The sequence below is a fragment of the Fictibacillus sp. BK138 genome, from assembly GCF_004216955.1.
GTDB lineage: Bacteria > Bacillota > Bacilli > Bacillales > Fictibacillaceae > Fictibacillus.
In genome coordinates this window covers 380,348-403,302 of the sequence record NZ_SGXL01000001.1, presented here as the reverse complement: position 1 = coordinate 403,302, position 22,955 = coordinate 380,348, and the positions used below count along the sequence as shown (strand labels likewise).

Annotated in this window: 26 protein-coding genes and 1 riboswitch; of the genes, 11 read left to right on the top strand and 15 right to left on the bottom strand. The window is 35.4% G+C overall.

Translation table 11 applies throughout. The features are described 5' to 3' along the window. Positions 1–60: 60 nt before the first annotated feature. Positions 61–933 carry a hypothetical protein gene (locus EV282_RS02090; protein WP_130293354.1) on the bottom strand — a complete coding sequence of 291 codons (873 nt, stop codon included), beginning with the start codon at positions 931–933 and terminating at the stop codon, positions 61–63. A 161-nt stretch (positions 934–1,094) separates the two neighbouring features. Here EV282_RS02090 and EV282_RS02085 point away from each other — a divergent pair, with 161 nt between their 5' ends. Next, the gene (locus EV282_RS02085; RefSeq protein ID WP_130293353.1) at positions 1,095–1,961 is read left to right on the top strand and encodes an SDR family oxidoreductase; all 867 of its coding nucleotides are present in this window, start codon (positions 1,095–1,097) and stop codon (positions 1,959–1,961) included. Positions 1,962–2,008: 47 nt separating this feature from the next. Here the strand turns inward: EV282_RS02085 and EV282_RS02080 are convergent, their stop codons facing one another. From EV282_RS02080 to EV282_RS02040, 9 genes are all read right to left on the bottom strand, one after another. Continuing rightward, the gene (locus EV282_RS02080) at positions 2,009–3,355 is read right to left on the bottom strand and encodes a glycosyltransferase family 2 protein (RefSeq protein ID WP_130293351.1); all 1,347 of its coding nucleotides are present in this window, start codon (positions 3,353–3,355) and stop codon (positions 2,009–2,011) included. A gap of 2 nt (positions 3,356–3,357) precedes the next feature. Next, on the bottom strand, positions 3,358–4,188 hold the full coding sequence (locus tag EV282_RS02075; RefSeq protein ID WP_130293349.1) for a glycoside hydrolase family 16 protein: 831 nt from the start codon (positions 4,186–4,188) through the stop codon (positions 3,358–3,360). Between the two features lie 517 nt (positions 4,189–4,705). Next, the gene (locus EV282_RS02070; RefSeq protein ID WP_130293347.1) at positions 4,706–5,035 is read right to left on the bottom strand and encodes a helix-turn-helix domain-containing protein; all 330 of its coding nucleotides are present in this window, start codon (positions 5,033–5,035) and stop codon (positions 4,706–4,708) included. An 18-nt stretch (positions 5,036–5,053) separates the two neighbouring features. Then, positions 5,054–5,680: a class D sortase gene (locus EV282_RS02065; protein WP_130293345.1), complete on the bottom strand. Its 627-nt coding sequence runs from the start codon at positions 5,678–5,680 to the stop codon at positions 5,054–5,056. Between the two features lie 3 nt (positions 5,681–5,683). Then, positions 5,684–6,487, bottom strand: coding sequence for an LPXTG cell wall anchor domain-containing protein (locus tag EV282_RS02060; protein WP_130293343.1), 804 nt, complete (start codon positions 6,485–6,487; stop codon positions 5,684–5,686). A gap of 83 nt (positions 6,488–6,570) precedes the next feature. Beyond that, positions 6,571–7,191 carry a TasA family protein gene (locus EV282_RS02055; RefSeq protein WP_130293341.1) on the bottom strand — a complete coding sequence of 207 codons (621 nt, stop codon included), beginning with the start codon at positions 7,189–7,191 and terminating at the stop codon, positions 6,571–6,573. A 92-nt stretch (positions 7,192–7,283) separates the two neighbouring features. Beyond that, positions 7,284–7,853 (bottom strand): signal peptidase I SipW, encoded by a 570-nt coding sequence (gene sipW, locus EV282_RS02050; protein ID WP_130293339.1) that lies wholly within the window; start codon positions 7,851–7,853, stop codon positions 7,284–7,286. Positions 7,854–7,868: 15 nt separating this feature from the next. Further along, a complete protein-coding gene (tapA, locus tag EV282_RS02045; protein WP_130293337.1) occupies positions 7,869–8,633 on the bottom strand; it encodes an amyloid fiber anchoring/assembly protein TapA in 765 nt (254 codons plus the stop codon). A 630-nt stretch (positions 8,634–9,263) separates the two neighbouring features. Beyond that, complete coding sequence (locus EV282_RS02040; protein WP_130293335.1) at positions 9,264–9,752, bottom strand: hypothetical protein; 489 nt, start codon at positions 9,750–9,752, stop codon at positions 9,264–9,266. A 200-nt stretch (positions 9,753–9,952) separates the two neighbouring features. On the opposite strand from EV282_RS02040, the gene EV282_RS02035 reads away from it, so the two are divergent. The 5 genes from EV282_RS02035 (at position 9,953) to EV282_RS02015 (ending at position 13,589) form a co-directional block, all read left to right on the top strand. Next, the gene (locus EV282_RS02035) at positions 9,953–10,243 is read left to right on the top strand and encodes a sigma factor (protein ID WP_165389322.1); all 291 of its coding nucleotides are present in this window, start codon (positions 9,953–9,955) and stop codon (positions 10,241–10,243) included. Beyond that, entirely contained in the window at positions 10,231–10,503 is a 273-nt protein-coding gene (locus EV282_RS02030; protein ID WP_130293331.1) for an RNA polymerase sigma factor, read from the top strand. Before EV282_RS02035 ends, EV282_RS02030 begins: the two co-directional genes overlap by 13 nt. Then, positions 10,488–11,591, top strand: a complete 1,104-nt coding sequence (locus tag EV282_RS02025; RefSeq protein ID WP_130293329.1) for a hypothetical protein — start codon at positions 10,488–10,490, stop codon at positions 11,589–11,591. Before EV282_RS02030 ends, EV282_RS02025 begins: the two co-directional genes overlap by 16 nt. Before the next feature lie 202 nt (positions 11,592–11,793). After that, positions 11,794–12,351, top strand: a complete 558-nt coding sequence (locus tag EV282_RS02020; protein WP_130293327.1) for a sigma-70 family RNA polymerase sigma factor — start codon at positions 11,794–11,796, stop codon at positions 12,349–12,351. Further along, on the top strand, positions 12,351–13,589 hold the full coding sequence (locus EV282_RS02015) for a DUF2382 domain-containing protein (RefSeq protein ID WP_130293325.1): 1,239 nt from the start codon (positions 12,351–12,353) through the stop codon (positions 13,587–13,589). The genes EV282_RS02020 and EV282_RS02015 overlap by 1 nt, the downstream gene beginning before the upstream one ends. Before the next feature lie 204 nt (positions 13,590–13,793). On the opposite strand, the gene EV282_RS20065 is transcribed toward EV282_RS02015, so the two are convergent. Together EV282_RS20065 and EV282_RS02010 are read right to left on the bottom strand one after the other, a co-directional pair. Further along, positions 13,794–13,961 carry a hypothetical protein gene (locus EV282_RS20065; protein ID WP_165389321.1) on the bottom strand — a complete coding sequence of 56 codons (168 nt, stop codon included), beginning with the start codon at positions 13,959–13,961 and terminating at the stop codon, positions 13,794–13,796. A gap of 790 nt (positions 13,962–14,751) precedes the next feature. After that, positions 14,752–15,732, bottom strand: a complete 981-nt coding sequence (locus tag EV282_RS02010) for an NAD(P)H-dependent flavin oxidoreductase (protein WP_130293323.1) — start codon at positions 15,730–15,732, stop codon at positions 14,752–14,754. Between the two features lie 202 nt (positions 15,733–15,934). Next, positions 15,935–16,019, top strand: a riboswitch (cyclic di-GMP riboswitch). A gap of 30 nt (positions 16,020–16,049) precedes the next feature. Between EV282_RS02010 and EV282_RS02005 the strand changes: the two genes are divergently transcribed. The 3 genes from EV282_RS02005 to EV282_RS01995 all read left to right on the top strand — a co-directional run bounded on the left by EV282_RS02005 (position 16,050) and on the right by EV282_RS01995 (position 17,858). Further along, positions 16,050–16,196, top strand: coding sequence for an anti-repressor SinI family protein (locus EV282_RS02005; protein WP_242611809.1), 147 nt, complete (start codon positions 16,050–16,052; stop codon positions 16,194–16,196). A gap of 89 nt (positions 16,197–16,285) precedes the next feature. Then, complete coding sequence (locus EV282_RS02000) at positions 16,286–16,606, top strand: helix-turn-helix domain-containing protein (RefSeq protein WP_130293321.1); 321 nt, start codon at positions 16,286–16,288, stop codon at positions 16,604–16,606. Positions 16,607–16,811: 205 nt separating this feature from the next. After that, positions 16,812–17,858: an STAS domain-containing protein gene (locus tag EV282_RS01995; RefSeq protein WP_165389320.1), complete on the top strand. Its 1,047-nt coding sequence runs from the start codon at positions 16,812–16,814 to the stop codon at positions 17,856–17,858. A 44-nt stretch (positions 17,859–17,902) separates the two neighbouring features. Here EV282_RS01995 and EV282_RS01990 read toward each other — a convergent pair whose 3' ends face one another. Continuing rightward, positions 17,903–19,051 carry an acyltransferase family protein gene (locus tag EV282_RS01990; protein WP_130293317.1) on the bottom strand — a complete coding sequence of 383 codons (1,149 nt, stop codon included), beginning with the start codon at positions 19,049–19,051 and terminating at the stop codon, positions 17,903–17,905. Between the two features lie 853 nt (positions 19,052–19,904). Between EV282_RS01990 and EV282_RS01985 the strand changes: the two genes are divergently transcribed. Next, positions 19,905–20,207 (top strand): hypothetical protein, encoded by a 303-nt coding sequence (locus EV282_RS01985; protein WP_130293315.1) that lies wholly within the window; start codon positions 19,905–19,907, stop codon positions 20,205–20,207. Positions 20,208–20,356: 149 nt separating this feature from the next. Further along, entirely contained in the window at positions 20,357–20,638 is a 282-nt protein-coding gene (locus EV282_RS01980; RefSeq protein ID WP_130293313.1) for a DUF3986 family protein, read from the top strand. Between the two features lie 634 nt (positions 20,639–21,272). Here EV282_RS01980 and EV282_RS01975 read toward each other — a convergent pair. Beyond that, entirely contained in the window at positions 21,273–21,926 is a 654-nt protein-coding gene (locus tag EV282_RS01975; protein ID WP_130293311.1) for an NlpC/P60 family protein, read from the bottom strand. 139 nt (positions 21,927–22,065) lie between these two features. Next, a complete protein-coding gene (locus tag EV282_RS01970) occupies positions 22,066–22,929 on the bottom strand; it encodes a DUF6843 domain-containing protein (RefSeq protein WP_130293309.1) in 864 nt (287 codons plus the stop codon). Positions 22,930–22,955 lie beyond the last annotated feature (26 nt).

The following is a 22,955-nucleotide window of genomic DNA, read 5'->3' as shown; positions in this document are numbered from 1 at the left end:
ATTACTATTTATTTTATTATTTTCAAATAGATATTTTCTTTGAGTGCTATTTTAATAGAATTACGCATCCAGCCAGTTGTAATCTGGTCTATTTGTATTTACATGCTCTTTTCTTTTTTCTGAACTAAACATGGCGCTAAGGGTACCGTAGAAATATTGCGTGAAGCTAGTTTTAATTGCTTGTCGCTTGTAATGGAATACAGTTGTTTTGAAGGCGTCTATGACCATTGGGGTTAAACTCTCGAGGGGCGTTTGGAAATTAAATTTCTTATAAGCAGTAAGGGCTTTGTGCCAGAAGGAATATATTTCTGTGGCTCTATCATAGAAAGGTTTTACCGTTTGGATAAATTCTTTAGGGACGTTATCCGGTACAAAGGTGTGGTCGAGATCTTGAAGTTGAGGAGTGGTTAAAGAAGTGGGTGTGGTAATGTTGACGGTCTTTTTCTGACGTATGTTTAGATCTTTATTTTGGAGATTTGAGAAGAGATTCATAGATTCTGATGTCGATTGTATGCGATCCTGCTTATTCTCAGAAGGTATTCCTGGTTTTTCTCGGTGTGTCATTTGTGTTTCATTCAATACATCAATTCGGTGAAAAACAAAAATATTATGAGCGAATCCACCATGTGATCGATACGTTTTATGTATTTTTAGGAAGCCGGTTGTTTTGGCTTTTCTTAGCATTCTCACGAAGGTTGCTCTGGAGATGCCTCCTTGCTTGGTGGAGCAAGCTGAGACAAGTGTCGCAATCTTAGCGTTGGCTATACCTGGGACAACAACACTATATTGGGTGAGCACTTCAAATGCTATGTATTCTGATCGAGTAAATAGATCTGGATGTTGCTGTAGAAAGATGTCCTTATGTTGATTGAACTCCACTACACTTTGGAATCTACTCATTTGTTTGTACTGATAAATGTTCCCTGCTCTCATTTTTTTCTTCCTCCTTTTAATTGACTCATCTATAAGTGTTTTGAGAAAGAGAAAAAGAGCCATGGAGTAAAAAAAAAATTTTCGCAGCACGTATCTATGTTTATTCCAATGTGAGATGGGAAGAAAGAAGTTATGAGAGATTAAAAGGAGTGATATATAAAATGTCTAATCAAAATCATCCAACAGGTCAACCCGCACAGCACCAAAACCAACAGCCTGGTGTCGAATCTGAAATGACACCAAAACCGCAGTCAGAAAGCCCTGCGTATAAAGGCAGCGGTAAATTAAAGAATAAGTCTACTTTAATTACTGGAGGAGACAGCGGTATTGGAAAAGCTGCTGCAATTGCTTTTGCAAAAGAAGGCGCAAATGTTGCCATCGTATATTTAGAGGAATCTGGTGATGCAGAGGAAACGAAGCAGCAGATTGAACAAGAAGACGTAAAATGCTTACTTATTCGAGGAGATATTGGAGATGAATCTTTCTGTGAGCAAGCCGTACGTGATGTAGTTGGTTCATTTGGGGGACTCGACGTTCTGGTGAATAATGCAGCAGAACAACATCCACAGCAAAATTTCGAGGATATTACAGCTGAACAGCTCGAAAAAACGTTCCGCACAAACATTTTTTCTATGTTCCACTTAACAAAAGCTGCTCTTCCTCACTTGAAACAAGGAAGCAGCATTATTAATACAGCTTCAATCACAGCGTATCAGGGACATCCGGAACTAATCGATTACGCTTCAACAAAAGGTGCAATTGTTTCGTTCACCCGTTCGTTGTCGAATAATTTGGTTAAGAAAGGGATACGTGTGAATGGAATCGCACCAGGCCCTATCTGGACACCCCTTATCCCTTCAACATTCTCTGCAGATAAAGTGGAGCAGTTCGGTAAAGATACTCCGATGGGACGTCCTGGACAACCTGAAGAACTTGCTCCAGCTTATGTGTATCTGGCGAGTGAAGATTCTTCTTATGTATCTGGGCAGATGATTCATATTAATGGTGGTAAAGTCGTAAATGGATAACAAAAAGCCGGCGCTGTTTCTTTAAGCGTCGGCTTTTTTATACAAAATTAACTAACTTTTTCAATTTGATATACTCTCCCTGTTCTAGTGACTTTATTCCAATCATGTTTGTTAAAAAAGTATAAAATCGTTCCTAACATAATGAATAGAAATGTTATGAATCGAAAAATAGCTAAGTCTAGTATAATGGTATTTACTAATCGAAGCTTATCATAGTGAGTAAATTTTTGACCATGATATCTTGCAATATAGACAGCTGTTAAACTATAAATACCGTTCAATAGAGTTGAAATAAGTATATAGCTCCATAATAAATGAATGGTATTTTCCTCATTAACAATACATAGTAAAGTTAGAGAAACAACTGTAAAATAGGTTGCTAACGTGCCAACCACAAACGCTTCTATTAAAAAGAAAAAGGACAACTGTTTCGTGAAAACACTTCTTACCAGCGATCCCGCAAATCTAAATACACAATCAACAAATGCTTTTTGCCAACGAATTCGCTGCTTAAATAAATCAGTCCATTTCTCTGGGCACTCGGTGTAACAAACTGCTTCAGGTATGAATAATACTTTTTTATCTCTGTGTTTTTGAATATAATACTGAAAACGTAATGTTATATCAATATCCTCTCCTAACGTTTTTCTGTATCCGCCTATTGTTAACAACGTCTTTTTATCAAAAACTCCAAATGCTCCAGATATAATCGCTAAAGCATTTAATTTTGCCAACGAAGATTTATAGATATAAAAACCCTTAAAATATTCAAAAATTTGAAATCGAATAATATGTTTTTGTTTGAACGACAAACTAAATTTCTCATTGCGTCCTTGGAGAATATGCACCATCCCTCCAGCAGCAACAACATTTGGGTCTTGAAATGCTTGGTTAATGATTTCCAACGAATTATCTGCAAGTATACTGTCAGCATCTAAAGTAATAATCAATTCTTTTGATGCAAAATCAATACCTGCATTTAGAGAATCGGCTTTGCCTCCATTTAATTTGTCAATAACATACACATTAGGAAAAAGCGAGGACTGATAAATAAATCGAATTGGCATATGATCCAATGTTGAAGAATAGTTCATCTTGAGTGGTTTTAAATCTAGAAGAGTATGAAGGGTGTACATTGTTTGGTCGATAGAACCGTCATTTATATAAATGACTTCTTTATTCTGGTATTCAAGCCGGTTCATCCCTCTAATTGTTAAGTCAAGGATTCTTTCTTCGTTATAACAAGGAATTAAAATACTTATCCCTTTATCCTTACAATTCAATTTATTTAAAGGGACTTTCCTTTTAGATAAAAAAGGAAGTGCGTTGCACATATGAAGTAAAGGCAAGAGTGTACACAAAGCAATGACGATTAATATAAGATAGAACATCATATTTAATCTCCCTGATTATTAGATTTGTAGATCTTCACATAATCAACGTTCATGCTTGCAGGAAACAGGGTATGCTTATTAGGATTTCCTGGCCAGTTTCCACCTACCGCTAAATTTAAAATAAGATACATCGGCTCTTGTGGAACTCCATTCTTATTGGAAAAACGGAGTTCATTATCGATATACCATCTAAGCTCTTTTTCATCCCACTCCAAAGTGTATGTATGATAGTTTTTATAATCTTTTAGAATAAACTCCTCATAATCACTCGAGTAATTCTTTCGATTACCGTAATGATTCACCATATAGACTTTTGCAGGGTCTTGTCCAATCGATTCGAAAATGTCAATTTCAGGTAAGTTCTTCTTGTTATTAGATGGTAATAACCATACAGCCGGAAATAGCCCTTTCCCTTCTGTGTACTTCAACCTGATATCAATTTTTCCATAATGAATTTTTAATTTGTCTTTTGTATTAATCTGCCCAGATGTATATTTATGTTTTTTGTAATTCTCTTCTCTTGCCACTAGACGTAGAGAACCATCCGAGACTTCAACATTTTCTTTCCTATAAAATTGAAGTTCATTATTATAATTATTTCCTCGCTCAACAACTGTCCAAATATTTGAGTCCAATAAATGAAAATCTTCATAATAGATTAACTTCCATTTCCCAGTAGACGTTACTAGCAACTCCTTTTGAACTTTTTCCATTGTCATTTCCTCTTTTTTGGATGATGGTGAAATAATACTGCCCCTCGATGTACTTGAATTATTTAATAAGAAGATTATGATGATTAAGGTTATAAAAGTTACAGAAGGTAATCGTTTCATACCCCGCCTCTCTTCATGTTTTTTAGCTTTTGTTCTACACAAAGAACAATACGTGTTAATTATAGGACAAAACTCCTAATGGACAAAACGTTAAATAAGTCTATTTTGTTCTTTTTAAAGCACAAATCGACTAGTTTACGACCGATTATGTTGATTTTCATCGTTTTTTGTTTTTTAATGAAGAATGGAATGTTCTTTCAAATGAACAAACAATGAACATAAAAAAGCTAATACCTCATAAGGAGGATTAGCTCTCATTAGAAGTATTAACTTTGTTAGAATTAAATCGAATAATCAAGAGTAGGTTGAAATTCTCTAAATTTATAGTGGGTTAATTTAGATGTATTCCATCTCTTTTCTATGAAATTTAATTTTTTTTTCACATAATCGAATGGGGCATTCCCTTGGTATTCATCCCCTAAATAAATTTCACATTCATTATTTCCTTTATAAACAACCTTTAAGAGGTATCCATTCAGATGACAAATGTACAGTCCATTTCCTAGCCGGATCACGACTACACCTCTTCCTTAACATTTTGCTTCCACGCTTCATAGGCCAAGAATGCACGAATATCTTCTTTATTAATTCCTATCTCTTTTGCTTGAGTCACAAGTTCCACCCACTCTGGATCAAGCTTTTCAACACGAACATCTAATAATTGTTCCACAGGTACCTCCAGCGCTTTTGCTAATTTTTGAATTATATGCGCAGACGGGTTGGTTTTATAACTTTCGATGCTGCTTAAGTATCCTTTTGAGACATCAGCAATTTTAGCAAGCTTGCTGATACTCATTCCTTTTCTTAATCGTTGTTTTTTAATTTGTTTTCCTAAACTCTGCTTCACATTAAACAACTTCCTTTTCTATAAGACCTCCTCTTTTTTCAAAACAGCTTTTACGATATATCGATGTGTTGGATTTTTCATAGGATGGCACGTGATTAACGTTACGATACTTTCAGTTTGATTTGATTGTAAAACCGATAAATCTGTTGGTTTTACTAAAAGGTTATCCGTAACGGTGTAGGTTAATATTTTTTGTGCTGTTTCAATCTGAACAATGTCTCCTTTTTCCACTTCAAGGAGTCGATTGAATTGCTTTCCGTATGTGTAACTTCTGTGTGCCGCAATGGCAGCATTCCCAATCTCACCAATCGGAGAGGTGCCCTTCATATGACCAGCAGCTACTTTTAAATTCTGCTGAGAGGCACCTTCCATAATAGGGAGAGTGAGATTAATTTTTTTAATGGACATTTTACCGATAATGCCATTTGTACTTTTAAGTGATTTTTGTTGAGTCTTTGGCCTGTTTTTTTCTTGGAAGATATCATCCAGCTGCTCTGAGCTCTGTTGGATCACAGAATCTACCGTGGTAGATTCCCAGTTCTCTAGCAACTGTTGTTCTTGCTGTGAAAAATACATACTTTTGACTTTTGGATACAACATGGTTGATAGACCTATTACGATTAATAGGTAAGCAAGCCCCTTCATATCCTATCCTCGCTTAAATGGATTTTGCAGGTTTGACCTCTTGAGAAGCAGCAAACCAAATCCAGCGATCATGATGAATAAACCGGATAAGATAATGTAAATTGGATTCTCTTCACCTGTTTGCGGTAAAGACCCAGTGTCTTTACTTGGTGGTTCAGTAGGATTCGTTGGTGTCGGATTGTCGCCTGGTGGTTGGTTTCCGTCGGTGTCTGGCGGATTAGTGCCTCCGTCATCATCAGGCGGATTGTCTCCATCGCCAGGGTCTTCGCCGTCACCTGGATCTTCACCATCATCTGGATCGCCGTCGTCTGGTGGAGGTGGAGGCGGGTTATCCCCTTCTGCATAGATAATGAATTCCACTTCAGTTTGCAATCCCTGATATTCATTACCTGATTCATAAGGGAATGAGACAGTTAGTGTGAGTTTCTCTTCTGAAAAGCTTTTTAGTGGACGCGGATCAAGTCCATTAAAATCTTTCAGACTGCCTTCGAAAAGAGTTTTAGAGCTATCTTCAATCTTTAATTGAAAGACATTGTATAGTTTTTCAGATCCCGACTTCATTTGAGATTTTATATTGTAAGAAAAGTCCAGATTGCCGTTGTTCTGAATGGTGAGCTCACGCGGCGCCCAATCACCAGGTTTGAAATTTTCTATATCAAAAAGAACACTTTCCGGGAAAGTATCAATCTTAATTTCTGGTGTACTGGTGTCGGCACCTGTGTTTCCGACAGGGATGAACACTGCTATAGCAAGTAAAATACAACTATAAATAAGAAGTAACTTAAATTTGTTTGAGTTAATCTTCATTGGATTTACCTCTCAATCTTTATATTTAGAGGTACTCTTTTATTTAAAAAAGGTGGGAGTAATTTCCCACCTCACATAATCAATTATTTGTTTGTTCCAGCAGTTTGCTTAGCATCAAACTTCCACTCTAATTTTAAAGTGTCACCTTGGAATTCATTCTGGTCAGCGCCATTGTCTACGAATTCAAATTGCACATATAGATCATCTGATGTACCTGCTTTAATTCCACTTGCTTCATCTCCCCAACCAAACCAAGCCCAAATCTTATTCTCAACTGCATCAGGCATTTGTCCTTTAAGATCAGCTAGAGTAGTTGATACAATAATATTTTCCTCAGGTTGTATTACGCCATTTTTATCTTCATTTTTCAAGAAATTTACTCGAATGTGTTTCCCTAAATCATCTACATTTACAGGTTCACCAGCTTTATTGATTACTTGATAGTCAGTTAATATGTTTACCTGTGAAATATCTAAAGTCCCTGTGTTCTTAAGTTCGAATGTACGGCTCATTAAATCTCTAGGCTTAATATTGGTAGCATTAATAATTGTTGTTGGATCAACCGAGAGATCTAAAGTACCTGCTGCAAAGGTATTATTAGTAGTTTCTGTGTCACTAAAGTATGCATAAGTTCCTCCACCAACTAACGATAAACCAAGTGCTGCTGAAGCTACCCCAAGCCCTAATTTCTTTTTCAAACTCATTTTCATTTCCTCCCTTTCACCCTTTTTCGGGTATGTACAATTTTTATATTGAATCCGTAAAGATTTGTAACCTATACGGAGATTCAACCAAATTAATTGGAAATCGTTGAAGCGTCTTTCTTTACGTCAACTTCTTTAATCGCCTTCCAGATTGTGATACCGGAATATAACAGTAATAAAATTCCTGGTAGGATTAAAAGTAAAGCAGAACCCGTTTTAGATTGTGCAGTGCTCAAAAGATAACCAATATAAGGTATAGTAAATCCTTTATATTCTCCGACCACATTGGCTGCTAAAACCGGATCCAAATCAGCTGCGTCATTGTTGTCACCTTTTGTAATATATTGCGTGTTGTCTCCAGTACCTTTTACTTCCATTACACGGTGAGTAATTAACTTTTCTTCTGATTCCTTAAACGTAATAACATCACCTTTTTGAAAACGGGTCATGTCACCACCTGGTTTAATAGCTATGATAGAACCAGTTTGTATACCAGGCTCCATAGAACCAGATAGAACGGTTTTAAGTTGATATCCCATTACAGTAGGCTCGCCACCAGATGCTTTTGAGGAGATAACTACTACAGCTGTAAAAATTAAAGTTAAAAAAAGTAATGAAGTAATAATGTTGCTAACCCATTTTTTAATCTTTATAACATTCATATAGAATCACCCTTTTTATTTTTCATTTTGGTTTTTAGGTTCTTCAGTTGGTGTTTCTTGTATCTGTTGATCATCTGTATTAGTAGTCTCATTTTCTTTAGGTAGTGCAGGTGGTTCTGTAACTCCCGCTTCTTCAGAAGGTGGTGGTTCCACTGGTTCTTCAGTTTTCACAGGAGGATTTGTAGGTTTATCTTTCTTTTTGGGTTCTTCAGTTGGTGGTGGTTCTTGATTGCCTTCGTTTTGCCCGTCACTTGTGTCACCACAATTAGAAACTGCGATGCTTTCACTCCAAAGCTCTCCCAGACCCGGATGTCCTGGTCGTTGCATAGCTTTAAATTTATAGTTGCCGTTTTTGTTAGGAGTGTATGATAACTTTTGAGTTTCACCACTCTTAAGTGCATTAACTTGACCTGTAGCTAACTTAAGCCCATCTTTAGGATTTTTATCTTCCTCTGCCCACCATACTTCATAATCCACTGGGCCTTTCATGTCCTTATCTCCACCGTTTTTAATAACAACCTCAACTGGAGTACACTGTGTGACACTTGAAGTTTTTGCGTTCTTGTTTGGAAACTCTAATGAACTATTGTCCCAAGGTATTATGTCTTCCCAGGTACCAACTTCAATGATTCCAGTAACTTCAGCTCTATCATTAAAATAAGCAGCGGTAGATCCAGTGAGATGTAGTATGGTAAAAATAGATAAGTAAAATATGATTCCAAGTTTCATAGAAAACAAATAATAGTAATTTTTGTTCCTGAACTTCCTTAAGCGTTTCATTCTAATTTTGAATCCCTCCTTCTCAGGATTAGGGCTGTGTTCTTTTTTTGTTCGTTTTAAAGAACATTTATGTTGTTATTATAGAACGTTATACCTAGATTAAAAACCCTCATTTAAGTTCATTTTTGTTCTTTTTAACGTACAAATGTACTAAATATCTGTATTTTTCTTCTATTTTCTTACATTTTTAATTTTTTTATTGTTTTTTTGTTCTTTTTATTGAACTTTATCTTCATTTAATCATCCGTTAATATTGTTGATTTGAAATCATTACAACTTGACTCTTGTCTTACTTTAAAAATAAGTAGTAGGATGTGCTTTAAACGAGTTATTGGCCATTTCAAAGATGAAGTAGACGCCACTACATGTAAAACGGTGACTGAGTTAAGAGGAAAGACTGAAGATTACATGGAGTATTAAAACTCTGCACGCTATCAATGGGGATAAAAAAAAGATGACCCCGGAACAATTCCGAGGTCAACTACTATCTGAATAAAAGATCCTTTTTATAAACTGTCTATTTTATAAGGTGCAGTTTATTTAGTGCGCGTCTGCTCTTTTGTAAATCGATTAGAGATAATCCCGCAAAATAAGCTAGCCTTTTGATTGTAATCGTTATTTTTTAGAGCATTATTGATGTACAAAAGTTTCTTCTTTTTCTTCAATAAACCTCTTGCATACTTGGTAGCATTCCTCGATATGAGAATTTCCTAACATTTTCATCGCACCAAAACTGATGCCTGCTGCTGCAAGCTGTCCAACGATCGGAATAAACTTGGCAACACCTTTAACAGCTACGCGCGCTCCCACCTTCTTCAGCAATTGTGCCACCAATTGTTTCGTGATCAGTTTTCCAACGATGTCACTACCAATTGAGGTAACAATTACAAGCAGCATCTTTTTCGTTTCGGGGTCTAAGCCATCAATTTGATCTTGAGATAACCCGAATTTTTTATTTATTGTAGATAATAGTTCCATCATAATTGCTACATCAGCTGCAATATCAGCACCAGGAACTGGAACTGCAGCAGCTAACCCAGAGGCTGAAGCTCTTTTGTTTACAATTGATACGCACTCTCTTTTAATTCTATCTAATTCTGCAATATTTTTTGGAACCATTCTTCTTCCCCCTGCTTATCTTTTTATGTGTAAATATACCTACTATATCGGTCTTAACATATTAAAATTTAGCTTTGATTATTCATAATGGAAATATGGAGGACAGATTGGGTCTGTACCCCCTTTATATCCAATATGAAACCACATTTCACGTTATATCGTCTTACTATCGGATGTGCATCACAAGGAGGCTAGCTTTCGTGGAAAATAAGGGGTTACAAGAGTTTATAAGTATGGATGGCATGAATCGTAACGATGCCATCATCTACTTGATGAGAAGGTATGGAGAAGAAATTAAACGCGTTGTATATATGTTCGTTCAAAACTGGCCGCAGGCAGAAACGATTACACAAGACGTTTTTGTAACAGCTTATACTCATCTTGATACATTTAGGGTTGAAGATATAACGGTTCGGAATTGGATTTATTCGGTTATGATCAAAAAACGAAAGAGCATTTGGTTAGCTGGACTTTTCGTATGCAAGTGTTGAGAGGGAAATCAAAATTACGTACTCGTAATAATGATAACGTGTCAGAAGATCAATTGTTGTATGAAGCGATTTTGAAGTTACCTATTAAATTTCGTGAAGTGATCATTCTGCATTATTATTGTCAGTTTTCTTTAGTAGAAATAGGCCATATTTTAAAGGTGCCGCTTTCAAAAGTAGAACTTCGCGTCAATGAAGGTAAAAAGCACTTGCAAAAATCTCTTGAAACTTTAGGAGGTGACATTTCATGGGAGATCATCTGAATCGCTTAAATAAAATTATGGATGAACAAATATCTGCAGACTCTGTGTTTAATGAAAAGGATGAGCAGAACATTTTACGGGAAATTCAGGAACAAAAGAAACGGCCGGTATTGAATCGAAGATCGTTTGTCCCTGCTTTACTGACTGTAGCTTTATTTGCTGGACTATTACTGGTCTCTTTCACCTACTTAGATGAATTTTTTCAGCCTAAACAACAGGCTGTTCAAGATAATAAAGAGCTAGAGATGAAAGAAGATAAAGAGAGTAAAGAGAACGAAAAGGTTGCGGATGAAAAAGAGGTTAAAGAAGAGAAACCTGAGGAACTATCTATCACATATGACGCATATTTCACAGATCCAAATGGCGGCGTCGAGATCAATAAAGAAACAGGCACTTTGAAGATATGGGGCGGATTTATCAACCTTGCTGAAAAAGAAAGTCCTCAATTCGCAGTTAAAGCGAATATACTCAATCCTAATTTAGAAAGTGCTTTAAAAGAGTTATCCTTTTATTTTGCGGATGCGAGATATGCAAACACACAGCACGACGAAGTCTTTCAGTTTTTAGAAGAAGTTCCGCTTTTGAAGGATGTTACAAAAGAAGAGTTAGAGAACAAAGTACAACTTGCTTTTATCGTGGATGATAAAGTGGTCAAAACACATGTGATCAAAGAGGTTCATGTTATTGAAAAAAGCGTAACACCTGTTGAAGAAAGTATGAAAATTGAAGAAATTAAAAAGAACCTTAAGCTTGGAATGACTCAAAAAGAAGTTAAAGCATTGTTTGGCGATAAATATACAGCCGTTGAGGGTGCAAAAGGTAATGAGAACTTCTGGCGGTTCGATCTAGGAGCAGATCCTGGTTACACTTTTTCTCCGGAAAATAAACTTCCTGATGCTATCGATGATAAAGGATTATTAGACGGTACGGTTGACACCATATTGTTTGTCGAATGGGATGAAAATTTAAAAGTAAACAGTTTTAGTTTTTATAACATGCTAGAGTATGGATTCAAGTACACATATCGTGTTTTTCCAGATGGTACGGTTAAGGAAGACAGAGCAGACAGTGGAGGAATAGAAGATTGATGGTGTAGAAGCTGGCTTTGTTAAGCCAGCTTTTACTCTGCTTGTGTCCTCCTGAGGCGGAAAAACAGGGTGCTTGTATTTGTGTGGGGACTGACCCCCAACAATTTGATGGAAAAATTATACTCATATTCTATAATAATGAAACTTGTGTTACGATTGCTTCGTCTTACTTTCGGAATAGCATTTGCAAGGGGGTTGTTAAGTGAGGAACCAGGGATTAAAGGAAAACGTCAGCATCTCAGGGATGAGCAACGATGAAGCGATCGTATTCCTTATGAAAACTTACGGGGAAGAAATAAAGCGTCTTGTTTATACGTTCGTGAAGAACTGGCAATCAGCTGAAGATATTACACAGGACGTTTTTGTAACACTATATACAAAGTTAGATACGTTTCGGGGAGATTCAGCTGTGCGAAGCTGGATCTATTCGATCGCCATAAACCGCTCTAAGGATTTTTTAAAGAGCTGGAGTTATCGAAAACTTGCATTCACAGACAAGTTTTCAAACGATCAAAAAGACAGTGCCTCTTCCGCAGAAGACGGTGTCATTTCTGACAGCGAGGATCAGATTCTCTACCAAGCTGTACTCTCGCTTTCTATTAAATATCGTGAAATCATTTTATTACATTACTATAAAGATTTTTCTATTCGAGAAATATGCGAGCTTCTTTCTATGAACGAATCGACTGTCAAAACTCGTTTGAGTCGTGCCAGGAAGCTGCTGCAGGATCAATACCTTCAGCTTGGAAGTGAGAGATAATGGAGAATCGTTTCAAACAATTAAATAGAATTATAGACAATGAAATTTCGAAGACACCTGTTTTTACGGAAAAAGATGAGCAAACTATATTATCTGTTATTAAAAATGCATCACCTAGCCGAATAACTAAAAGAAAAAAAACAGTTCTCCCTAGACTTTTGACTGCTGCTCTTTTCGCCGGTATCATCTTTGCATCTTACACATTGATTGCTAACTATTTAACACCTGATACAGCGATAGAGGAAAAGAAGCATGAAATCCGGTATGCGCAGGAATTTACGCAAGCTTCCAACCAACTGACTTATGATGTGAGTACGCGTGAACTGACTGTTAAAGGCATGGTAAAAAATAATACTAATTTCGAAAGTGAACCTTTTCAGGCAAAAATTAATATTTTGAGTGATGTAATGGCTTCTTCATTAGGCACAAAAAGTTTAGTCCTCGATGTACCATTAAATAAGGTCTTAAAACCAAACGAATCCTATTCATTTGAAAAAGTAGTTACTGTGGACTTGGATATCGTTGATGAAAATACATTTAAAGACGCTTTAGAAGTAGAGGTCTATAGTAAAAACAAAACATTAGCATCATTTGTAATGAATAATATCACTTACGAAGAAGCTACTGTTAAAGAGCCTGTAAAATCTGAAGAAACACCTGTTCAAAAAGATCCGGAACCATCAAATGATGAAACCACCACACCATCCACTCAGCAAGAAACGAACGGAGAAGTTTCCCTTGCTGACTTAGAAGCGAAATATGGAAAGAAGAAAACCCCTTTTGAAAGAGTAAATATCTTAAATAATAATGGAACATTTTATTTTAATGGTATTACTGTTGGAATGAAGTCAGAAGAAATTAACCGCATATTAGGACCTTATGATAAGCACTCTATTTTACATGATGATTTATCAGGCCATAACACTGCAAGGTGGAAGGTTAAAAAAAATGATAATCTTTATGTTCATTATGAGGGAGACCCTGAAACTGATTATACGGCTAGAATGTTAACGGTACATTTAAATGAAGATGAAATAAGAGAATTAACGACTACGCTTGGAGAACCTTATTATGTGAATAATAACGGGTATACCTTCTATTATTTAGAGAAGTCTCAACAACTGTTGTACATTAACGATGGCTCTTTAGTACAACAAAAAGATTATGAAGGATACCAAGTTGTACTTCGTTTTGATGATAATCCCGAAATGTTAAAAAGTGTACCACCGAAAGAATAGTAAATGAAAAAGAAGAGCGTGGCAGCCAACGGGTTCTTTTGGATGATGAAATTGCAATTTCCTTTTAGTTAAGGTAATAGATAATTGAATATGCAAATAATATCCAATACGACCAGACATAATCTGGTCGTTTTCTTATGCGCTTATTGTGAAATTATACTAACGTTGAAATATACTGAAAAGTAAAAAATGTTGCTTCGTTGATTAATTGTTATTAATATTCATTATTCCAGACTGAATATCATCTAGTTTATCTTGAATTCCTTCTAACACGCTAATTTGATTCACAATATTCAAAGCTATAATTGATAAACTTACTGCTATCATAACTAAACACGCAACCTTTATGTATTCTAACTTGTTATTCCCCATAAATTTTATCTCCCTTTTTTGTTATATAATCCATCTGCCTCACTTGATACATTTCCAAAGTCGAATAGGAAATTATCCGTTTGTATCTACTTATAATAAGGTAAGGATATTTATTCCATTTATTTATTCAATCAAATTATCTATTTATCCTTTTTCGCCTCAATTGCTAAGTCAATTAACAAGTGAAATTGGCATACCAATTCGCAACGTGACAATAGTTATTGTCACCCTGTTAAACATATGCAGATCAGAGTGTTAATTAAGGTAATAAAAGTGGTGTTTTCAACCAAAACCCTGGTACACCAAAAAACCACAACGAATTTCGTTGCGATTTATAGTACTAATTGCTATGCAATTTGGTTTGTATTTTCTTGTTTTTAGAAAGACATCAAATTCCTCCTGAGCTTCCTGTCCATGAATTTGAATTCAATGAGAAAAAAACGTTACCTGTAAACTCATTTCATAGATAGCATATGAAAGCCTTAGGACAAGGATTGAAAGTTTCGGCAAGGTCAAGAACTGATGGTTTGGTTGAAATTTTAGAATCTTAAGTCCCATCCTTTTCTATACGGTTTTCAATTCCATCCTGAAAAATTGTGGACAAAGCAGCCTACGTGGATTAAGTTTTTCGAAGAATTTGCTAGGGCTGCAAAGAGGGCTGAAACGAGTAACAGTGGTGAATTACATTAATATTGATGATATGAAAATATAAATCCCCCATTTTTCAGGTTTATCTCCTGCTATAATGGGGGATTTAGTTCTAAAAGACTATCATTTTCCTTAATTTGGTTTATTGGTTTGTAGTACCACTAGTACTAAATGTATCATTTGTTTTCAATGCATTCTTGTATTCTGTTTTTAATTCTTCAATTACTTCTTTAATCGTTGATATTTTTTTAATACTTCCTACTCCTTGGCCAGCTGACCAGATGTCTTTCCATGCTTTTGCTTTCGATTCCGAGAAAGATAAGTCTACTTCTTTTTTCTTAAGGTTTTCAATATCCATTCCCGCTTTTTGTAAGGATGGCAGCAGATAATTTCCGTTGATCCCACTTATTGCGTCCGTATAAATGAGATCCTCTAACGTAGAATCAACCAGCATTTGTTGATATTCTTCACTTGCAGATGATTCTTCTGTGGCAATAAAACGGGTTCCCATGTACACTAAATCAGCTCCCAGAATTTTAGCAGCCATAATTTCTTCTCCCGTCGATATTGACCCTGCAAGTATTGTCATTCCATCCCAGAACTCTTTTACTGCTCTTAAAAAGGCAAACGGGTTTAAAGTTCCTCCATGACCGCCGGCTCCACTGCAGACAAGAATTAAGCCATCTATTCCTGTTTTAGCCGCTTTACGTGCATGATCAAGTGAAATCACGTCAGAGAAAACGAGCCCGCCATACGCATGTACGATTTTTGCTACATCTGTTGGATTACCTAAAGAGGTAATCACGATCGGTGGTTCATGTTTTTTTATCAGCTCTAGATCTTCCTCAAATCTCTGGTTTGTACGATGGACGATCAGATTTACACCCCAGGGAGCAATCTTGTCCGATTGATTTTCAGTTCGTGCATGTTTCAGGTCCTCTTTAATATGAATCATCCAGTTCTCAAGCAATTCTGTAGTTCGAGCATTTAATAAAGGAAATGTGCCTACTATTCCATTTTTGCAGCTCTCTATAACCATTTCTGGATTTGATACCAAAAACATTGGTGCATTTATTACAGGTAGCGTTAACTGATTCGACAGTTTCATTGGTAATTTTGACATATCCCTTTCACTCCTCTTGAAATGACTGTCTGTAAGTTTTCCACAATCTAAATCAAAATCCTTTAAGTTGACTGATATTGAAAGTCAAAACGCATGATTCCATTCCATAATATTACATTTATGTTACAGTCATTATCTGACAACATTTTCTAATTTGCTCGTATATAATCAATTTGTGTTAGGGAATTATACCTATTCATCCTTCAGACAAGGGCAAACATCTTCGAAAGAGATGGGCGCAAAGCCACGGGTCTAAGGCTATATGCTAAGATCGCCGGGTTACCTGAATAAAAACGCTTATCTGGAGGGATTTTTTAGTGGAGAATACGTTGACGTTGGATCGAGAGTGGATTGAGTTGATGAAAGAAGCTAGAGATCACGGTTTCACTAAAGAAGAGGTCATAAATTTTTTAAAGAATCCAGAAATATTTTTTAAAGAAAAAACATTATTAAAACAAAATTAAGTAGTAAGTACGGCTCAGATTTTGTTTACTTCCCACTTGTAGAAAGATATAATTAAGGCAAATTACTACTTAAATGGGGATTGCAAATGATGATTGGTGAACGAGTAAAAAAATACCGCACTGAAAAAGGCCTCTCCATTACAGCTTTGGCTGATAAAGCAGGGGTAGCGAAATCGTACATAAGTGCATTAGAACGTAATATTCAACAAAATCCATCCATTCAGCTCCTTGAAAAGATTGCGGATGTATTGAATATTTCAGTAGATCACTTAATAAAACCTGAAGTGGATACAAAAAACTTAGATCAGGAATGGGCTGACCTTGTAAAAGAAGCCATGGGATCTGGTGTGAGCAAAGAGCAATTTAAAGAGTTTCTTGAATTTAATAAATGGAAAAATAAACAAAATTAATCGAGCCACCAGATGATGAGATCTGGTGGTTTTTACTTTGGATTTTTTCAGGGTGTCTTCGTGGAGAGAACAAATAAGGAATTTGTTTTTTTATGGGGACAGACCCGGGTCTGTCCCCATGTCGAAAAATTTATGTTTTATCCAATACAATTAAGGGTAAATGATAAGGGTGTTTGTTATTTTTGAGTCTTTGGAGGAATTGCAGATGAATAAGACGCCGAATGAATTATTAAATACTCAAAAAAGTGTAGATGTAAATGGTTCCTCTTTTCAATGGGACACTTCCAAGGGAGTTTTTCAATTTGAAGGCGGAGACGTCATGCTGTTTTGGATCGATTCTGCGTTTAAGGTTTTTCTCGATTCTATTGAGGAGATTACAGGTGAAGGTACAGCGGACCTTGTTTTTGAAACGGCTGGTTACCGAACTGGTTTAGTAGTTAGTGATTTTTATAAAAATAAGATTGGTGATATTAAAAAGTCGATAGAAGCTCTGCCGAATATCTATGTAACAGCCGGATGGGGTAAAACGTTCATCGATGTAAATATTGAGAAGAAAGAAGCTGTTATCTCAATATCAAACAGCTGGGAAACAAAGGTTAAAAAGGCGCAAGGAAGTAACCGTATGGGACGCTTTTTACCTGGCCACTGGGCAGGTGTTTTCACCGGATTGTTCGATACACATATGTGGTATGAAATCCAAGAAGATGATTCCAAACAGAATATAATGAAAATAAAAATTACTGAGACAGATATTACACCGAGCGATAATATTCGTGATCTTGTTCAGCGTGAAGAACAAAATGAAATTATGAAGCTTGAAGCGATGGTTGAAAACCGCACAAGAGAGCTAACTGATTTAATTAGAGAAATTTCATCCCCTATTATTCCGGTAACCGATCACATTGTCGTTATCCCGTTAATCGGAAAATATAATGAGCTACGGTCTAAAGATATGCTGGAGCATACTCTTACTTCCCTGCCGCAGCATCGAGCGAAGTTTGTAATCTTAGACTTAACGGGTATTAAATCCATTGATTCAGAGATGATTGATATGTTAAATAAACTCGTATCATCTGCCCGTCTTTTTGGAATGGAAACGCTGCTTGTAGGTATTTCACCAGAGTTGAGTATGGAAGTAACGAAGCATCAATATTCACTAGGTGACAGCACTTATTTTAGAAACCTTAAGCATGCGATTCATTTTGCATTCGCAAAAGAAGGTATGTTCATACAAGAACCGAATCAGCCTTAGAGATTCATAGAAAGAACTCGCCATCCTTTAGGCGAGTTTTTTTGTTAGGCTTTTATGGTTTCTTTCTTTTGATCCATTTTTTGAACGGTCTTTAATCCAAATAAAACGCGTAATAAATTGACTCTACGAATGATAAAGTGATGTATGAACATAATCGAAATAAAGGCGATCGGTACTAAAAACGCTACCTTAACATGAACCTGCCATTCCAAATCATAGATAAAAAACCCAATGAGAATAATGATTGGTTGGTGAAGCACATAAAAAGGCATAGATGCTTCACTGCAATATTTTAATACGCTATTGGAGAAGTTTAAGAATTTGTCACCTAAGTACAAGATAAAGAAGAGCACGTTCCAAACTACTATAACTCGAATAATCATAAAAATGACCCAATCCATTGATACATTTACCGGAAACCCGATGTACATGACCCAGAATATATAGCCACCTGTGCTAAGTACACTTATAATCCCTGCCAGAAACCCTATCCGGCGTACAAAATTCCTCAATGAAACCCTTGCAAAAAAATAATATCCGTACACAAATAAAAGTAGATAAAAGACTATCCCCCAACTTGCTAAATTTACTATAGAATTAATCGTTAGCGCAGCAGCCGTTAAAAGGATCGGTAAAAGCAGGTAATGAGATATTCCAAAAACTCTGTCTTCCACATTTCTTCTTACCTTTAAAAAAAAAGGCAGTGTGACAACCGAAAAGAGTAATAACATCAGAAGATACCAAAGATGATGGCCAAAAAATGCAAAATTACCTCCCCCTCCAATTTCAAGGTATAGTCCGTCAAAATAGTGAGGGAAAAATTGAAAAAAAGAACCTTCGAATTGATCGCTCGTTATTCTTTCAATATAAACTTGCGGTGGTGACAAAAGAAAGATTCCTAAGAGTAAAGGTACTCCAAGCCGTAAAAACCTTTCTTTTATAAAACTTTGAGAATATTTTTTTAAAGCGTGATATGTACCAATTCCTGAAATCACAAAGAAAATGGGCATTATCCAATTACCGACCAAAAGAGAAAAAAATTCTATATAGGATCGATTAATAATATTGTTCTTGATGTGCCATTCAAAAGAATTAAAAAACATCGAACAATGGTAAAGGAACACGACTAACATAGCCAACACCTTTATCCAGTCTAAATCGTAGTGTCTTACAAATGGATTGTTATCTTTCATAGTTACCTTCCATAAACCAATTTTGGTTTTATTATCCATTAATAGACCAAAAAAGAAAAGAGGATTTTATTTCAATTCACCCTTCTTCTCAACTTGTATTTGTGTGGGGACAGACCCGGGGTCTGTCCCCATATGTCCCAAATTTTTTCAAACCCCAACATTCGTCTATGCAACTTGTCTCCACCTACATAGTATATAGAGAAACCGAAGCCTGATAACAGGAAATCGGTATCATTCCAGTGAGGTGAAATTTTTTATGTGTTACAAGTGTGGAGATTTTGACCACTGCAAGTTCAAGAAAGAGAAAAAGCATGACAAGAAAAAGCATGATTGTAAATGCGAATCTTCTTCATCATCTTCTTCCTCTTCTTCTTCCTCTTCAAGCTCTAAAGTCTTGAAGTGCAAAAAGGTCAGAAAGAAAAAGCGTCATCACTGCTGCGATCCTTGGGCAAAAATCTTGTTCTGCTAAAAAAAAGGAGCACAAGCCATTACTATGGTTTGTGCTCCTTTTTTAGGTTAGATATAAGGAGAAAATGGGTAAATAGGTTTGGAGTAATAACCCTTTTCAAAGCTTCCCTTCAAATTTTATTGAATTCTAAATCTCTATCTAAATAATCCACTAAATTATACAAAGTTATATTAAAGAATCAGTGTTTCTATTGATAAAAATATGACAAAATGCTCAAAACATTAATTTTGTGACAAAAGCTTTAGGGCTTTATAATGATACAGAAATATTAGTAATTGATGTACAATATTAGTATAAGTACATAATATTGTAAAATTCATTGTCCTTTTTTAATCAATAGTGGTCAAAAAAGTATTAGTAAAACTTATTATGGAGGTACTTAGTTTGGATAATAAAATAGGAATTAAATTTACATATTATCGCATGGGAACAACAATATCTAGAATGACGGAATTAGAGGATATGCAGGAATTAATTGAACACGGTTTCGAACGTGTAGCTTCGGATTGTATAAAAGAAGTATACAATACTACTGGAGTTGACCTGAATAAGCTAGCTCACCCTTACCCTGCCACAAGATTCTGTTTCTTTTCTGAATTTAGTTTTGATACAGATAATGGCACAATAACTGAAAGTAATAGACAAAATTGTTATGATATAAGCAAAAATAAAGAATATGCTTCTTAATACATACCCCTAACAAACAAAGAACGAGACCATTTATCGCAACTAGACAGGTTGCGATTTTTCTTTAATATTGCCTCTATAAAAAATAAGAGGTTTGTTTAAACATTAAGGAGTATTATAAAAAGCGGAAAATAACAAAGGGGCACATAATGGATATTGAGTATGACGATAACTATCACATGCATTTAGGTTATTACGAAAATAATTGTGATTATGAGTCAGTTGCGTACAAAAGACTAACAGAGGATATATGGGATATCTACTTTGATTTTAAACAGTATGGAATTGAAAATACTAACCTTGTAAATGAATTAACTATAGAAGGTAGTGGAACAAGAATTTTCTCGGTCAACCAAAAGGAACTAGATTATGATATTGGAGTACAAAAATTTGAAAAGTGGCTAACCATAAATAAAATAATCCACTTTTAATTGAACTACTTAATTTCATACAGATATTCTGAATGATAATAACCTCATATCTCATCATTTCTCTTGGAGAAGAAGTTTTATAAGTAAATAGAGGGGATAGATAAATGAAATTGCAGCGATAAAACTTAGGAATGCTAAAGTCTTATTTGTTTTGCTCGTAAAAGAGCGGATGAGAAAAGCAACTATGATAAGAATGAATGAAAGGATAATTAATAATGCACTGAAAGGGATTCCTAAGAAATCAACATCTTTATAAAACATTGAGAAAAAAATCAAAAAAATGACTAAGCTTATACTAAGCAAAGCGTATCCTCGATTTTTTTTATTTACCATAATAATCCCTCCATAGGTATTTACCTACCCATAAATTGTAAAGTTCTAACATATAAAGGATTTCAAAATAAAATAGATAAAAGATAATGATTAGATACTTACAATAAAAGATGTCTATTAGAAAAACGACCAGACACTAAGTCTGATCGTTTGTAATGTTGTTTAATATCTAATTTGATGTTATGTCATCTTCCAAAATCAGTGTGCTTTATGATTTTGTACTCCAAAAGAGAACACCTGTTACTTACTTCCGTATAGTCAGTCCCGTGATTAACAGCAAAGAGTCATCCTCTTTTTTTTACTACAGACGTTTTGTCCCAATATAACGCGGCTTCCAATAGCTGTTATCCATCTCAGAGATCGTTACACCAGATGATGATCCAGCGTGGATGAACTTACCGTTTCCAATATAGATTCCCATATGAGACGCGCCTGGCTCATATGTTTCAAAGAATACTAGATCTCCAACCGCTTGACTATACACTTTATATCCTGTGTTCGCCCACATATCTTTTACAGTACGCGGAAGGTATATGTTGTGCGAGTTTTTAAATACATAATTAATATATCCAGAACAGTCGAAACCATCAGGTGTTGTCCCACCCCACTTGTAAGGGGTTCCCACATAACGTTTTGCATAATCTACTAAGTAGGAATTGTTAACGTTATAGACACCTAGTTTGTTGAACGTGTTGCGTCCAGCGATTCCATCAGCTGTTAAACCTTTTGCACGCTGGAAGCTAACAACGGCACTCTTTGTATAAGATCCATAATAAGTAGTCGGTGAACCGCTATATGTAAAATAACCTTTATCTCGCAATATGGTTTGAAGTGTTTTCACATCTGAATGTGTCATTGTCGGACGAAGCGTTTGATCTCCGATATTTGCAAAAGCTTGTACGGGTGATAATAATAAAGCCGATCCTAGAACCATAGTTGTAATCCATTTTTTCATAATATATCCCTAACCCCTTTTATTTTCCAAGTAATCTATTATTATCCTACTATAGAAAAAGAGGGTTGTGTTTTACGCTTCAATTACGAAAAATAGGCATATTGTCCATCTTGCAAATATTATTATTTTAGTATTGCTTTTATTCTAATCCTTCTCTTTGAAGAATTTCCTCAACTGACAGAGAGTGTTTTATATTAGGGCTTTTTATTTTTCCATTTACTATAAATGTTTCTCCGCATCCGAAATCTGTGATTTTAAATTCTATAAAATCGTATACATCATGCCCCCCGCTTCTACTGTCATGAATACAACTATAATCAATTTCAGTCCTTTTCCCTTTTTTATCAACATAATAATATTTGTTATCGATTTCGCCACGCGGTTCTGATAAAGAAGTTAAAGCATACCCTTCATCATTCACTTTAATTACTTTATAGTCTTTTATTTTCTGGAGTTCAGGCGCTTTTTCAACGTTATATAATACAGTTACCTTACCTACGTAACCTTCAGGAATTAAATAATATTCTCTAGATTTAAACTTGAGGTATTCGACTAAATTGCAGGATAAATAACCTATTAAAACAACGAGTGCAAGTAATCCTGATCCATTTTGGACGATAATTTTCTTCGTTATAACCCCCTTCTCTCTTTTTAGCCATTCATCACATAGAAAAAATAGCAAAGAAGTACCCACTGCAAATAACCCAAATCCTTTAATAACCAATATAGTGAGAAAACCAAAGAACATATGTATGAATCCAGCTATTAAAAAACGTGTATTATAAAGATTTTTGGTCAGCTTTTCCGATAATAATGAAACCGGAATACCATAAAATAAACTACCTAATAAAGCTATTATAAAAATAGGAATTACCTCAATAATACTAGCCCAAGAAATACCATAATTCATAAACTCAGGAATCATGAGTGAAATTATTATTAAAATAAATATTATAGAGGAATATAAGGCTGCCTCACATTTATCGGTAAAATTTTTGTTCATAAAAACCACCCTATATAAGGTTGTGA